Here is a 13,754-nt window from a genome sequence, read left to right on the forward strand (position 1 = left end):
CGACAGCCGACCCATCGGCAGTGCCTTCCCGACCCCTCTGATCCGTCGGCCCACGGCCGTCGTCGCCGATGGCCGACAGCCCGTAGGACAGGTTGGAACAGCTGCCGGAGCCGGGCGGCCGCCGCATCACAGGCGGGCAGCCTCCGGCGACAGCCGACCCATCGGCAGTGCCTTCCCGACCCCTCTGATCCGTCGGCCCACGGCCGTCGTCGCCGATGGCCGACAGCCCGTAGGACAGGTTGGAGCAGCTGCCGGAGCCGGGCGGCCGCCGCATCAGCAGTCGTGTGCGGAAGCCCGTGAGCCGCCGGGTATGGCATGCGGAGATCGCTGTCACAGATCGGAGCGCCATCCGGTCTAGTACCCAAAAGGCGCAAATAGCTCGGATTGATGCCTGCATCCATGTCTGGGCCCAGGGACCCGAGAAAGGCGCATGTCCCGTTCGGAGGGGCGCCCCCGGTGCGCACCGAACTGCCGGGGGATCGCCCTCGACAAGAAGCAGGGGGCCGGCCTCGAACATGTCCCGCGCCCGCAGGCCACCACCACCTACCCCGACGGGGCTGCGTTCGTCCTGTACACCTACGGGCTCGTCGAGCGCCGCGGAGAGGACATCGATCACGGCCTTCAGCGCCTCGCCGACCTCCTCGCACACCACAGCAAGGACGACGCCGAAGACCTGGCCGAAACACTGATCACCCTGAGCGACGCCACCGACGACACCGCCGTTGTCGTCGTGCGCCTGTGACCCCGGCGTCCCCGGCAGCGGTTCCCCATCCACCGACATCCGAATGAAGGGTTTCACCGTGTCGAATCCACTGACAGTCGACTTCACCGGCCGAGTGGTGATCGTGACCGGCGCGAGCTCGGGCATCGGCCGTTCGGTGGCCGTGTCCTTCGCCGATGCGGGTGCCGCCGTCCTCGGGACCGGTCGCAACGAACAGGCACTCGCCGAGCTCTCGGACGGCCGCCCCCTGATCGAGACCATCCGCTGCGACGTCAGCGAAGAGGACGCACCCGAGGAGATCGTCCGGGCCGCAGTGGACCGCTGGGGCCGGCTGGACGTCCTGGTCAACAACGCCGGGGTCTTCATGTCGATGCCGCTGCGCGAGGTGGCGGCCGACCGCGTCCGGCAGATCTTCGACACCAACGTCGTCGCCCCCAGCCTGCTGGCCGGCGCGGCGCTGCCGTACCTGGCGGAGTCCCGCGGGTCGATCGTCAACATCGCGAGCACCTTCGGGCACCGTCCCCTCGCTGTGGCGAGTCACTACGGTGCCTCCAAGGCGGCGATCGAGCATCTGACCCGGAGTTGGGCGCTCGAGCTGGCATCTGAGGGCGTCCGGGTGAATGCCGTCGCCCCGGGACCCGTCGAGACGGGCGCACTGTCCTCATCCGGCCTCTCCCCCGCCGAAGTCCAGCAGATCAAGGACGCCGAAGCCGCCCGTATCCCCCTCGGTCGCCGCGGCAGGCCGGAGGAGCTCGCCGTATGGGTCCTCCGGCTCGCCGACCCCACAGTGGAATGGGTCACCGGCCAAGTCCTCACCGTCGACGGCGGTCTGGAAAACACCTGAGGCGTTCGCACCCACGGACGCGAGCGGCGCCGGAATGAGATCGCGCGCATCGTCGAAGCCATGCCGACAGGCCGGCGCCGCCACCTCGTCCCAGCGCTGTAAGCCTTCACCGAGGCAGGGAGCGTGCCGCGCCGTCGTTCAAGGGAGGCCCTTGACGTCGGCCGGTGAGCGGCGCCTACGCGAATCCGTACGGACTCGCAGGTCGCGACCAGGCTGTGCCTCCGGCCTCCGTGGTGTGCACTCGATGCTCCGGTCGAGCGGGGATACGCCCGTACAGGTGTGGTCTGTGCGGTGTTCGTGGTACCTGACGCGATCCCCCGTGGTGGTGCGGTTTCCCAGCCACCGTCCTGGTCTATCTGTAGCGAAGCGTGATCGAGGCCGCCCGCTCCCCGCCCAGGGCGCGGCCGGAGGTGGAGGAGACGGTCGATGAGCGGTGACGGACAACCCCCGGCCCCCGGTCCGGCCAGGGAACCGGAGCCTTCGAAGCGCGGCAGAACGCACCCGTGGCGGAACGTGCAGCGGGTCGCCGCCGGCGCGAGCACCCGTGCCCGGACGGTCGTGCGACAGGCACGAGAGACACCCGCGCCGCCGGGGCCTTTCCGGCCCGGGTTCTGGCGCAGCCCGATCCGCGGGCCGTGGCTGACGTCGGTGTTCGGCCTGGTGCTGCTCTTCGGTATCCCGGTGCTGTTCGTGACCGGCGCGCTGTCCTACGCCGCGTACAACCCGGACCTCGGCCCGCTCAACGACCAGACCCCCGACAAGGGCCTGCTCGGCTTCTACCTGTTCGACTGGCCCACCCGCCCGTACTGGCTCTACCGGCTGACCCAGGGCGTCCACGTGACGCTCGGCGTGGTCCTGCTGCCCGTCCTGCTGGCCAAACTGTGGTCGGTCATCCCGAAACTGTTCTCGTGGCCGCCCCTGCGGTCGCTCGCCCACGGACTCGAGCGCCTGTCCCTGCTGCTGCTGGTGGGCGGAGCCGTCTTCGAGTTCGTCACCGGGATCCTCAACATCCAGCTCTTCTACATTTTTCCCGGCTCCTTCTACACCCTGCACTTCTACGGCGCGTGGGTGTTCATCGCCGCGTTCGTCGTCCATGTGTGCCTGAAGTTCGGCCGCATGAGACATGCGCTGCGCTCACGCGGGATCCTCGCCGAACTGCGCACCGATCGCTCCCGCACACGTCCCGAGCCGCCCGACCCGGACGGTCTGGTGCCGGTCGCGCCGGCGGCCCCCACGATGTCGCGGCGCGGGGCGGTGGGGATGGTGGGGGCCGGGTCGCTGGCTCTGCTGGTGGTCACCGCCGGGCAGAGCATCGGCGGTGCGCTGCGCGGCACCGCCCTGCTCGCCCCGCACAACCGCAACCCGGGGAGCGGGCCGAACGGCTTCCAGATCAACAAGACGGCCGCGTCTGTCGGCGTCACCGCGGCTCTTACCGGCCCCGCCTGGCGGCTGGAGGTCCACGGCCGTGGGACGGCCCTGGTCTTCACCCGTGAGCAGCTCCTCGCGATGCGCCAACGCGCGGCCGCACTGCCGATCGCCTGCGTCGAGGGCTGGTCCACCGAGGACCAGCACTGGAGCGGCCTGCGGCTGACCGACCTCGCCGCCATGGCGGGCCTTCCCGACGCCGGGAGTGTGCTGGTGGAGTCGGTGCAACCGCCGGGCCCCTACAGCTCGGTGATGCTGCGCGGCAACCAGATCCACGACACACGTGCCCTGCTCGCCCTGCGCGTCAACGGGGCGGACCTCTCGCTCGACCACGGCTACCCCGCGCGCATCATCGTCCCGGCCAACCCCGGTGTGAACAACACCAAATGGGTGCACCGGCTCACCTTCAGGACGTGACCATGGGACGGGCCCTGCGCTGGTACGGCGCCAATCCTCTGCACCTGCTGGTGCTGCTGTGCTCCTTCGCGCTCACCGCCTACGCCTGCGTGCGGCTGTTCGCGGTCCGGCCCGTCGAAGTGGCGATCTGGCTGGTGGGAGCGGCCATCCTCCACGACCTGATCCTGCTGCCCCTGTACTCCCTCGCCGACCTGTCCGCCCGCGCCGTACTGCGCCACCGCGAGAACACCGTGCCGAAGGCGCCGTGGATCAACTATCTACGTGTCCCGGCGTTTCTGTCCGGCGTCCTGCTGCTGGTGTGGTTCCCCCTCGTCTTCCGTCTGGCGAGCCCCTACCCGAAGGCCACCGGACTCTCCTACGACATCTATCTCGGCCGCTGGCTCATCATCACCGCTGCGCTCTTCGCCGTTTCGGCCTTAGCCTTCGCCCTCAGGTTGCGCCGCGCACACCGGGTGGCCCGGCCCGCCGAAGTCGACCCGGAACGGCCACCGCGCGAAAACGGCACCCCGTGACGGCCGACGTGCGGTGCCCTGAGCAGCAACAACGGCGGCGGCCTGCGCCGCCCACCCGCAGCGTGCTCGGGCCACGTCGGCCTGCGCCAGGCTCGGGAAGAGCTGGTGCGCCTTCTGGTGGAGGACTCCGCCTGGGGGCAGACGGAGCCCTCCACTACCGGCCGGCCACGGCAGCCGGTACGCCCAAGCCAGGGCCCTAGGGTTTGAAGACGGCTCTGACAGCGACCGTGGTGCGGCCCTTGATCATCCCCATCTGGTTCCAGTCCATCCCGAACCGAGCACGGTCGATATGCGTCTCGACGCTCACGGTCACCGCGTCACCCGCAAGTTGGTCGACCGTTCCAGTGAGGGGGATACTTCGCGTCACGCCCTTGATCGTGAACTCGGTCCGGAACTCGACGCCGGTCCCCCGGGGAGTACCCCCGACCACCCGGATCGTGAACTCGGGGTACCTCTCGACGTCGAAGAAGTCCGCGCCCCTCAGATGCTTGTCGCGCTTCGCGTGACCCGTGCTGATGGATGCGGCATCGATGGTGAGCATGCCGGAAATGGCGCCGCCAGGCCCGACACGACCTTGGCCGGAGACCCGCTCGAACGTGCCCTTGACGTTCACCAGGCCCCACATCGTCCTGGTTGCCAGTTCGACGCTGCTCGCCTTCGGATCCAGCGTCCAGACTCCCTTGCCGGCCGCCGTATCGAGAAACTGCTGGACTGATGACTGACTCATGATTTTCCTCGACGAGAACAAATCCGAAGGATTGCTTCGGACCGCTGAATTTTGATTGGTCGACAAATGGGCGGGAGCCGGCAGACGGAATGGGCACACCGCCGCATTCGCCGCGTGGTTGGCCGTCCAGGTTCGCCGGCAGACGTGCCGACGGCCGGATCCCGGGGGCATCGAGAGCGGTATGTGAGGTGGTCCATGCCCGAGCACGGCCTGCTCAGGCGGCCGGGCGCTGCGGTACCGGTCAGTCGTCCGCTGCTCCATGCCGTCGCCGACACGTGCTGTCCCGCCTGCTGCTGTACCGGGAACCTCGCTGACGTCCTCGGTGGGCCGGGACCCACGCCGCGGGACGTCGTCAGGGCTTGAGCACCAGCTTGCCGCGAGCGTGGCCACCCTCGCTCTTCTGCTGGGCCTTCGCGGCTTCGGCCAGCGGAAGGACCGAGTCGCTCCGTACTCGCAGGGAGCCGTCGGCGATTCCGGCGAGCTGCGAACTGATCACTGCGGCCATCTCCTCGGGCGTCGTCGTGGGTGCCGAGGACATGGCCACGCCGAGCTGCGGGGCCGACATGTCGGCGATGGTGACGATGCGGTCCGTGCCACCCCGCAACTCGATCGAGTCGGGCAGCGCCCCGAAGCCCGCAGCGTCGAACACCGCGTCCACGCCCTGGGAAGCGAAGGCCCGGACACGCTCGACCAGTCCATCGCCGTACGCCAGCGGGACGGCGCCGAGTTCGCGAAGGTAGTCGTGATTGGCGGAGGAGGCGGTACCGATCACAGCCGCGCCGCGTGCCACGGCGAGCTGCACGGCGAGTGAGCCCACGACGCCGGCGGCACCGTGCACCAACACGGTCTCCCCCTTCTTCACGTCCAGTTCGCGCAGCACGCGGTCGGCGGTCTCGCCTGCCACGGGCAGCGCGACGGCCTGGTCCCAGCTGACCCCCGCGGGCTTGCGCACGACGTTGGACGCAAGGGCGTACTCGGCGTAAGCGCCGCCCGTCACCCAGCCCACCACCTCGTCGCCACGGGCGAAGCCGGTGGCCCCCTCCCCGACCTCGTCGACGACCCCGGCCGCCTCGAGACCCGGCACGGCAGGCAGCGGCGTCGGCATGAACTCTTCGAACCAGCCGCGACGCACCTTGAAGTCCATGGGATTGACGCCGATCGCCCGCACGGCGATGCGTACCTCGCCCGGACCCGCGTGGGGCTCCTCGATGTCCTTGAGCCGGAGCACCTCGGGCCCACCGAATTCCTCGAACACTATTGCCTGCATGGCTCAGCCTCCAGCATGAGAACCAGAACAACCGGCGGGCCGGACACGTGGCCGGCCGGATGCATTCATGGTGGAACGGAGGCGGAGCGATCCTGCCGGCCTTTCGGACGGTTCCGCCCCGGCCGATCGGTGGGGTGCACGCAGTAAGCCAGGTCGTACGCTGCACATCATGGAGTACGCCGGATTCGCACAGCCGTCCTCAGCTCTCGTCACGGCCGCGCACATCATGTACGCCCCGGTATCCGAGATGGCCGCTCACCTTTCCGCGGCCCTGGCCAAGGACGTGCCGCACCGCGCGATCGCCCTTCTGGCGACCCAGTGCGCGTCCTCGCCCGTCGAGGCGGTGGGCGACCAGGAACTCACCCATGCGCTCAGCGGGGCGGTACTCGGCGCGCTTGTCGCCCAGGTGACACCGGGCCATCCGTGGCAGGGAACGGCGCAGCTCGCAGGGGCCCCATGGCCCGTGCTCGCCGTCGCGAGCGATCTGACTCCCCAGGGCGCCGGCATGGTCATCATCCTCGACGAGGACACTCCCCTCCCGGCAGACATCCTCTCGACGGTGCAGGCGCTGGTGGACCTGTTCACCACCCATCTGGAGCGACTCGTCACAGATGCCACCCCGAGCACGCTGGCCCAGTCCCGCGCGGTCGCGCAGGCCAGGTCCCACGCCGTCGCCGAACTGAGCGAAGCGCATGCCACGGCGCTCTCCGGGATCCTGGGGGTCCTGCGCAGTCACCGCCTGGACGACGCCGTCGCCCGGTCAAGCGCCGTCGACCTTGCTGTCAACGCGCTCATAGAACTGCGCAACGAATCACAGTGGGGCACGACACCGGTGTGGGAGGAGCCGGCCAGGCAGGCCTTCAGCCTCCTGTCCGACTCGCTCAAGACGCTGCTCAGCCACAGCGCAGTCCAGCTGGAACTGGATCCCCCCGGGAACGACAGGTCCCTGACGTCGGCCACCGCGCACGCCGCCAGAGCGTTCGTACGGGCCGCTGTCCTGGCAGCACTCAGGCAGAGCGAGGTCCGACGGATCAGGGTCAGCTGGCAGCTCGGGCTCACCGAGCTGGTCGCGACCGTACGCGACGACGGGCCCGGCGAGCCGCGTGACGATCTCGTGGCCGGCCAGATCGCCCAGCGGGTCGAAGCCCAGGGCGGAACCTTCGAACGGGACGCAGTACCCGGCTGGGGGACGACGACCAGACTGACGCTTCCCCTGGCGATGTCCGAGGCCGCCACCGCGAAGATCTCCCGGCCCGCGTCCGTCCACTCGCAGCACGTGACACCGGGCACAGACCTGCTGTCCGCCCTCGGAAGCCGAGAACTCGACGTCCTCGAGCGCCTGGCACTCGGTCACCGCAATAGGGCCATCGCGCAGGAGCTTCACATCAGTGAGTCCACCGTCAAATTCCACGTCGCCAACATCCTGTCGAAGCTTGCGGTCGCTTCGCGGGGTGAAGCGGCAGCGTTCTTCCATTCGGTTGCGGCGGTATAGCCTCGATCGTTCATGAGTCCCCGTCGGCGTCCTGCTTCTCGAAGTGGGCGAGCACCAGCACACCGTCAATGTCCACGATGACGCTGCCATCGGCGGCCGGACTGCTCTCACCGGCCAGGTCCCAGACCCGCCCGCGCACCTGGGAACGTGGATCCCGGATCGCGGCCAGGGCCTTCGGGCCGGACGAGGCAAGAGCATCGACGAGACGGGAGACCGTCGGATCGGAAGCCACCGGGCCGAACACACCCGGCTCGGCCCGCAGCATGCCGACGTCGGCCGGGCAGTCCCCGCCCAACGCGACCGCCGGCGCAAGGTCCAGGAGGATCTTCCCGGGATCGTGGACGGCCCGTGGCTTCCGCAAGGGCGCCAATGCCGCGGATATCGCCGCTGCCGGCCGTCACCATGGACACGGACACGTGGGTAGGACGCCATAGGCTCTCGCACCTGGAAAGTGCTCTTTCCCCCGCAGCCAACAGGATCCTCAGCAAGTCCTATCGTTGCAGGTCAAGAGCACTTTCTGCGTTTCTGGTCAACTCTTGGACAGCGCACCTCGGAAAGCGCGGGGTCAGGAAACGCCCTTGCGCAACGACGCGATGAGGCGGTCAAGGTCCCCGCGTGCCGTGTACGTACGGATCGGGTCGATGTAGTCGCGTGACTCGATGATCTGACCGTCCCGCACACGCATGACGAAGACGCAGGGCACCTTGGCCACGGAGTCGTCCGGCAACGTGAACTCGTAAGCGAACTCGGCGACGATCACTTCAGGATCGGCGGTCTCGTGGACGACGACATCGACGACACGCCTCTTCGGCAAGGACTCCCGAACTTCCGGCGGCACCGTGAAGTGCTCCCGGAGCGCACGCCGACTCGTCAACGGCTCGGACTCCGGCGTCGCCATCGGATGCCGGACATCGGTGACCTCGCCATACAGGTCAGGCAACTCGCTTGAGTTCCCATCGGCGACCCCATGAACAAGCCGGAGAAACACCTCGCGCGGACTCAGACTCACAAGACCCCCCAAGTAATACGCACAGGCAGCTAACGATCATTATCGCCTGATGCGGGCCCGTACTGCCGACTGTCTCGAGCAAGTTCTCTGGCGTGCCGGCGAGTCCAAGACCGCGAGCCGCAGCGTCAGCGGGTCCCCGGTCAGGTCCCAACGGCCCAAGACCCCCGCGCCACACCCCCGGAAGAGAAGTCCGACCAGGACATTCCCGAAAACCTTCCGGTGACCGGCACAAACGCAGACCGCTGCCGCCTCCGCCCGCGGGGGCGGCAGCGCCAGCGTCGATCAGCCCGTGGGCGATGCGGCAACTTCCATTACGGGTCGGCGGCACGCGGTGACGGTCATGGCTGTCGCGGCCGCACGCACGTCGGGTCGTCAACCGCACTGACGGTGTACGGGGGGCTGCCGGGCGGCTCGTCGTTCTGGCTGTTGACCACATAGAGCCGGCAGCCGTGACGGGCCAGCGTGGTGGGCAGGTCGAAACGCTGCCCGGTGATCCGGTGGGTCACCGAACCCGTGCGCAACTGAGCGTCGAGCTCGGCGACATACACCCCGTGCGGAGCACCGTAGTTGAGGACCGCGTACAGCGTCCGTCCGCTCAGTACCATCCCGTCGGCGCCGAATGAGGCACCGCCCAGATCCACTTGGGTGATCTCCTGGCCGGCGACATCCACCCGCCAGACCGCCTCGGTGCCGTTGGAAGCCACCAGCAAAGTCGTTCCCGAGGGGTCCGCGACGATGCCGTTGAGAAGCCAGTACTGCGCCGGGAACTGCGGAAAGCCCGGACGGATGTCAAGCCACGGCTCCAAGGGCCCAAGGCTGCCATGGCGGATCAGGGCCCGGTGGACGACGGGATTCGCCCAGTCCGTCACGTAGACGGCGTCGTCGGTGATCACCAGGTCGTTGAGGACGGGTGCCGCGAGCGGGCCGCTCTGCGCGGTGCGCGTGGCGAGCAGCCGCCCATGCCGGTCGTGGACGGTCAGCTCGGCTCCTCCTACGGAGAAGACCCGCCCGTTGCTGTCAGTGTGCACGCCCAGGGTGCTGGGGCGGCCCGCCAGGCCCGCCGCGTGGAAGGGGTGCAGTCGCGGTGAACGGACCGAACCCCGGTACAGCGCGCCCGTTCCGTCCGAGGACACGTACATCGTGCCGTCGGCATCGATCGTGATCCCCTCGGGCAGGACACCGGCGGCCCTCGAGACGACGTAGCTGCGCGGCAGTTCATGGGCGGCCGCCGGGGCGGGCGGAGCGGCCAGCCCCGTCAGCAGGGCCGAGGCGCCGAGGCAGAGAAGACGGACGGTACCGGGCATCGCAGCGACCTCCGGGTAGGGGACGGTTCCCCGCGTCGCAGGGACCGCTCCAGAGCCTGCACGGGGCGAGCAGCAAACACCCGGCCTTTCAGGCCTGGGCGAAAGGCTCCGCAAGGCCGATAATCAGTCGGCGTGATCCGCTTACACTTCGACGCCGCAGACCTGCGCCGCATCGTCCTCGCCCCGGCGCCCAACCCCCTGTGGGAGGCGGTCCTCAGCGTGCGCGGAGTACGGGCCGCCACAGCCGTGCCGGGCCGTTCACGACCCGGCGTCGCGCAATGGCGTCGCCGCATGAACGGCAGCCTCGCCGAACGGGCCGGGGTCCTCCTCGACCTGGTGCCCCGCGAGGGCTCCCTCCCGGACTTCCTGCTGCAGCCGAACGCTGTGGACCTCGCCACCGCCGTCGACCTCGCCGGCCGAACCCCTGCAGCTCAACTCGCCAGGGACCTGCAACCGGACCCCTCCGGGCGCGACGCGGCGGCGCGGCCGCCCAGCCGGTGGCCGCTGGAGCTCGCAGCCGGCACGGCCGCCGCCCGGCACACTCTCGTATCCGATGTACGCAGCTACTTCGACTCCTCGATCGCCCCGCTGTGGCCGCTCGTCCGGGCCGACGGCACGGCCGATCGCGCCTTGCGCGCCGAGATGCTGCTGCGCGGGGGCGTCGACGCACTGCTGACCACCCTCAGTCCCACCTGGCTCTGGAACCCGCCGGTGCTGTGTCTGCCGTCCCGCCGGACGTACGACATCCCGCTCTGCGGCCGAGGCCTGCTGCTGATGCCGTCCTGGTTCGGGACGGGCCCCATGGTCAAGTACCAGCCCGAGGAACCGACCGTGCTCGTCTACCCCATGCTCATCCCCGACGCCGTCGGCACGCCTCCCGCGGAGCATGCTTCCGCGCTGGGGCCGCTGCTGGGCCGGACCCGGGCCGCCGTCCTCAGCGCCCTCCGCGACCCGGCCACGACCACCGCCCTCGCCGAACGGGCAGAGGTCTCCCTGGCGGCCGCCAGTCAGCACGCCACCGTCCTACGCAACGCCGGACTCGTGCACACCACCAGAACCGGGACCTCGGTCCTGCACGGCCTGACTCCGCTCGGCATGGCGCTCCTGGCAGGAGAGCCACCCGGCTCCGTCCACACCCGACACCGCTGACCCGGCGCTCGATCCACGCGACAGGCACGTCCTCGCCGTCGCCTTACCCGCGGGACCAGAAGAACTGATCAAGTGCCCTACGCGTCCCTGACCCGTGAACCTGCAGCCCAAAGACGTGCACAGCGCGGATGACGCGCCCGGCTCAGGGGTAGAGGCCGGCCCGGAAGGCGAACGAGACGAGCTGCGCCCGATCACGTGCGCCGACCTTCGTCATGGCCCGTACCGCATGCGTCTTCACCGTGAACGGCGACACGGACATCTGGGCCGCGATCTCGTCGTTGCCGAGGCCGCTCGCAATGAGAACGACCACGTCCCGTTCCCTGGGTGTCAGAGCGCCGAAGCGATGCAGCAGCTCCCGGTCGATCATCGGTGGCGGACTGTCGGTCATGTGACCGATGAGCGCGGCCGTCGCGGCGGCCGACAGCGCGCCGCCACCGCCGACGACCTCGGTGATTCCTGCGACGAGTTCAGCGGGGCTCACGGTCTTGCTCAGGAAACCGTTGGCGCCTGCGCGCAGGGCGGCGAGAACGATGTCGTCCTGGTCGAAAGTGGTCAGCACGATCACCCGCGTCTTTTCGGGCGGATGCTCTGCGCGGATCCGGCGGGTGGCTTCGACACCGTCGATGCCGGGCATCCGGATGTCCATCAGGACCAGGTCGACGGGGTGCTCCCGGAGGAAGGGAACGACCTGGAGCCCGTCGGAGAGATCACCCGCGACAACGAGACTCGGATCGAGCCGGAGCATCACCCGGATCCCGGCCCTGATGTCGTCCTGGTCGTCGACGATCAGAATCCGCGTCATCGGACGACGGCTCCCAGGGGGCTGAACTCCGCGTGGACCCGGAATCGCCCGTCGTGACTGTCGACCGTCAGCCGCCCGCTGGAGGACTCGACACGTTCGCGCATCCCCACGAGTCCGAGTCCGCTGCCCGAGTCGGAGCCGCGGGGTGAGCGACCGACGCGGTTCTCCACGGTGACGCAGATCCTGCCGTCGTGCTCGCGCACATCCACTGTCGCCGTCCCCTCTCCATGCCGATAGGCATTCGTGAGTGCTTCCTGAACGACCCGGTAGACCGTCACGCCGACGCTGGGCTCCACGAAGCCGACGGGGATGTCGATGGAGGGCCGGATGTCGAGGCCGATGCTCTCGAACGAGGCGATGAGTCCTTCCAGGCCGCTGAGCGCCGGTGTCGGCCGCAGCGCCTCGTCGTCGGAGATGTCGTCCCCGAGGCGGAGCAGCGCGAGGATGCGTTGCGTTTCGACGATGACGGTGCGGGCGCTGGACCTGGCTGAGTCGAGGGCCTGCCGGGAGGACTCGGCGTCTTCGGGCAGTCCGATCTCCGCTGCACCGAGGTGCAGGCTCAGCATCGCGACCTGGTGGCCGATGACGTCGTGGAGGTCCCGGGCGATGCGGAGTCGTTCTTCGGTCACGCGGCGGGTGGCTTCGATCTCGCGGGTGGCGATGGCGCTTTCGGCCCGTTCCTCCAGGGTCCACCAGTGGTCTCGATGGATGCGGAGCGCGGCCCCTGTCGCACCTCCTGCCACAGCAGTGAAGACGGCGGCGACTCCCACGACCGCGCCGCCACGGAATCCTCCGACCGTCATGAACGCCCCCAGGAAGAACGCCGCCACGATGCCGGTTCCGGCCAGCGGCTGCTTTCCCCTGAGGGTGACCGAGAACAGCACGAGCACCGCCATCATCCACACCGACAGGGGGTCGTTGCCCACCGCTGTGACGGCGAAGGACGCCGCGCTCGTCACGACCAGTCCCGCCCACGGCTTCCACCACGAGAGGGCGACACCGCCGCCGGCGAGGAGCACGGACAGGGCCGTCGGCCAGTCCGCACCCCTCAGGATCACCGCCACGATCTGACCGGTGAACACCAGCGCGGCCAGCGCATAGGCGACCCGGTGCAGCACCTCGGGGCGGCGGACCCACAGCGGTGCCGCGAGCCCGTCCTGACTGTTCCGCGCCTTGACCATGAGCCGATTCTCGTTCACGTGTGCGGCGGTCGTGTACTTCGAATGAAGTAGACCGCGCAGCTGCGTCGGTCCATCGGGACGGCAGAGCGCATGCCGTCGAAGCGGATGGCAGAACTACTTCGTTCGAAGTACACGGCGCCTCCCGAGGCCCCTGAGACTCGTCATCGAGGCGACCGTCTCACACCGTCACGATCACCACGGGACACCCGATGACTCAGACCACCGTAACCTCGACCACTTCCACCACGGCCGCGACGACGCCTTCCGGGCTCCGATCGCTCCACCTGATCCGAGTCGTTTTCTCCCTGATCTGGGTGGCCCTCGTCCTCACGACCTCCGCCTCGCTCGTGTCGGCGGACAGGCCCACAGTGATCGCGGCCGCGCTACTCGTCGTCTACCCCCTGTGGGACGCCATCGCCACGCTCCTCGAGCGTCGCCTGGCCGGCACCGGCTCCGCGAACCGCGTCAGTACCGTCAACATGGGTCTCGGCCTCGCCACCACCGCCGGAATGATCATCGCCGTGTTCTCCACCGTCGGGACGGCCCTGCTCGTGTTCGGCGTCTGGGCCCTCCTTTCCGGAGCCATCCAGCTCGTCGTCGCGATCCGACGCCGGCGCACCGTCGGCGCCCAGTGGCCCATGGTGATCAGTGGTGGACAGTCCGTACTCGCCGGCGCCACCATCGCTGCCACGTCCGCCTCGGCGACGAGCAGCCTGTCCACCGTCGCCGGATACTCGGCCTTCGGTGCCTTCTGGTTCCTTGTCTCCGTCATCGCCCTCAGCATCCGCAGCCGACGCGAAAAGCGCTGACCACCGCCGTAGCAGCCACCGCGTCTCCCGATTCAGCTGGCCAACGGAATCGCGTGCCCAGACCGAAGGATCGGCACAGCTGGGCCGAGCGGGGC

The 13,754-nt window shown here is 69.2% G+C and carries 13 protein-coding genes and 1 pseudogene; 7 read left to right on the plus strand and 7 right to left on the minus strand.

The window, feature by feature from the left end:
- Positions 1–430: 430 nt before the first annotated feature.
- From ACFWVC_RS21965 to ACFWVC_RS21980, 4 genes are all read left to right on the plus strand, one after another.
- Positions 431–742, plus strand: a complete 312-nt coding sequence (locus ACFWVC_RS21965; RefSeq protein ID WP_384288402.1) for a SpoIIE family protein phosphatase — start codon at positions 431–433, stop codon at positions 740–742.
- Between the two features lie 58 nt (positions 743–800).
- Positions 801–1,565, plus strand: a complete 765-nt coding sequence (locus tag ACFWVC_RS21970; protein WP_384288405.1) for an SDR family NAD(P)-dependent oxidoreductase — start codon at positions 801–803, stop codon at positions 1,563–1,565.
- A gap of 558 nt (positions 1,566–2,123) precedes the next feature.
- Positions 2,124–3,407, plus strand: a complete 1,284-nt coding sequence (locus ACFWVC_RS21975; protein WP_384288408.1) for a molybdopterin-dependent oxidoreductase — start codon at positions 2,124–2,126, stop codon at positions 3,405–3,407.
- A gap of 2 nt (positions 3,408–3,409) precedes the next feature.
- Positions 3,410–3,919, plus strand: a complete 510-nt coding sequence (locus ACFWVC_RS21980; protein WP_384288542.1) for a hypothetical protein — start codon at positions 3,410–3,412, stop codon at positions 3,917–3,919.
- A 196-nt stretch (positions 3,920–4,115) separates the two neighbouring features.
- On the opposite strand, the gene ACFWVC_RS21985 is transcribed toward ACFWVC_RS21980, so the two are convergent.
- A complete protein-coding gene (locus ACFWVC_RS21985; RefSeq protein WP_384288410.1) occupies positions 4,116–4,646 on the minus strand; it encodes a YceI family protein in 531 nt (176 codons plus the stop codon).
- A gap of 352 nt (positions 4,647–4,998) precedes the next feature.
- On the minus strand, positions 4,999–5,913 hold the full coding sequence (locus ACFWVC_RS21990; protein ID WP_384288414.1) for an NADP-dependent oxidoreductase: 915 nt from the start codon (positions 5,911–5,913) through the stop codon (positions 4,999–5,001).
- A gap of 169 nt (positions 5,914–6,082) precedes the next feature.
- Here ACFWVC_RS21990 and ACFWVC_RS21995 point away from each other — a divergent pair, with 169 nt between their 5' ends.
- Complete coding sequence (locus ACFWVC_RS21995; protein WP_384288418.1) at positions 6,083–7,405, plus strand: LuxR C-terminal-related transcriptional regulator; 1,323 nt, start codon at positions 6,083–6,085, stop codon at positions 7,403–7,405.
- Positions 7,406–7,430: 25 nt separating this feature from the next.
- Here ACFWVC_RS21995 and ACFWVC_RS22000 read toward each other — a convergent pair.
- From ACFWVC_RS22000 to ACFWVC_RS22010, 3 genes and pseudogenes are all read right to left on the minus strand, one after another.
- A pseudogene (locus ACFWVC_RS22000) lies at positions 7,431–7,849 on the minus strand (transposase); the annotation flags it as partial.
- A 121-nt stretch (positions 7,850–7,970) separates the two neighbouring features.
- On the minus strand, positions 7,971–8,414 hold the full coding sequence (locus tag ACFWVC_RS22005; protein ID WP_384288420.1) for a nuclear transport factor 2 family protein: 444 nt from the start codon (positions 8,412–8,414) through the stop codon (positions 7,971–7,973).
- A 338-nt stretch (positions 8,415–8,752) separates the two neighbouring features.
- A complete protein-coding gene (locus ACFWVC_RS22010; RefSeq protein WP_384288424.1) occupies positions 8,753–9,718 on the minus strand; it encodes an SMP-30/gluconolactonase/LRE family protein in 966 nt (321 codons plus the stop codon).
- 132 nt (positions 9,719–9,850) lie between these two features.
- Between ACFWVC_RS22010 and ACFWVC_RS22015 the strand changes: the two genes are divergently transcribed.
- Positions 9,851–10,867: an ArsR/SmtB family transcription factor gene (locus ACFWVC_RS22015; RefSeq protein ID WP_384288426.1), complete on the plus strand. Its 1,017-nt coding sequence runs from the start codon at positions 9,851–9,853 to the stop codon at positions 10,865–10,867.
- A 142-nt stretch (positions 10,868–11,009) separates the two neighbouring features.
- Here ACFWVC_RS22015 and ACFWVC_RS22020 read toward each other — a convergent pair whose 3' ends face one another.
- Positions 11,010–11,669 carry a response regulator gene (locus ACFWVC_RS22020; RefSeq protein ID WP_384288429.1) on the minus strand — a complete coding sequence of 220 codons (660 nt, stop codon included), beginning with the start codon at positions 11,667–11,669 and terminating at the stop codon, positions 11,010–11,012.
- The gene (locus ACFWVC_RS22025) at positions 11,666–12,850 is read right to left on the minus strand and encodes a sensor histidine kinase (protein ID WP_384288433.1); all 1,185 of its coding nucleotides are present in this window, start codon (positions 12,848–12,850) and stop codon (positions 11,666–11,668) included. Before ACFWVC_RS22025 ends, ACFWVC_RS22020 begins: the two co-directional genes overlap by 4 nt.
- A 209-nt stretch (positions 12,851–13,059) precedes the next feature.
- Here ACFWVC_RS22025 and ACFWVC_RS22030 point away from each other — a divergent pair, with 209 nt between their 5' ends.
- A complete protein-coding gene (locus tag ACFWVC_RS22030) occupies positions 13,060–13,659 on the plus strand; it encodes a DUF308 domain-containing protein (protein WP_384288438.1) in 600 nt (199 codons plus the stop codon).
- Positions 13,660–13,754 lie beyond the last annotated feature (95 nt).

This window comes from Streptomyces sp. NPDC058691, assembly GCF_042714775.1.
GTDB lineage: Bacteria > Actinomycetota > Actinomycetes > Streptomycetales > Streptomycetaceae > Actinacidiphila.

Bases quoted from the DNA above. Each gene is read 5' to 3' on its own strand.
- ACFWVC_RS21965 (WP_384288402.1), top strand. From the start codon at position 431: ATGTCCCGTTCGGAGGGGCGCCCCCGGTGCGCACCGAACTGCCGGGGG.
- ACFWVC_RS21980 (WP_384288542.1), top strand. From the start codon at position 3,410: ATGGGACGGGCCCTGCGCTGGTACGGCGCCAATCCTCTGCACCTGCTG.
- ACFWVC_RS21985 (WP_384288410.1), bottom strand. From the start codon at position 4,646: ATGAGTCAGTCATCAGTCCAGCAGTTTCTCGATACGGCGGCCGGCAAG.
- ACFWVC_RS21990 (WP_384288414.1), bottom strand. From the start codon at position 5,913: ATGCAGGCAATAGTGTTCGAGGAATTCGGTGGGCCCGAGGTGCTCCGG.
- ACFWVC_RS21995 (WP_384288418.1), top strand. From the start codon at position 6,083: ATGGAGTACGCCGGATTCGCACAGCCGTCCTCAGCTCTCGTCACGGCC.
- ACFWVC_RS22010 (WP_384288424.1), bottom strand. From the start codon at position 9,718: ATGCCCGGTACCGTCCGTCTTCTCTGCCTCGGCGCCTCGGCCCTGCTG.
- ACFWVC_RS22020 (WP_384288429.1), bottom strand. From the start codon at position 11,669: ATGACGCGGATTCTGATCGTCGACGACCAGGACGACATCAGGGCCGGG.
- ACFWVC_RS22025 (WP_384288433.1), bottom strand. From the start codon at position 12,850: ATGGTCAAGGCGCGGAACAGTCAGGACGGGCTCGCGGCACCGCTGTGG.
- ACFWVC_RS22030 (WP_384288438.1), top strand. From the start codon at position 13,060: ATGACTCAGACCACCGTAACCTCGACCACTTCCACCACGGCCGCGACG.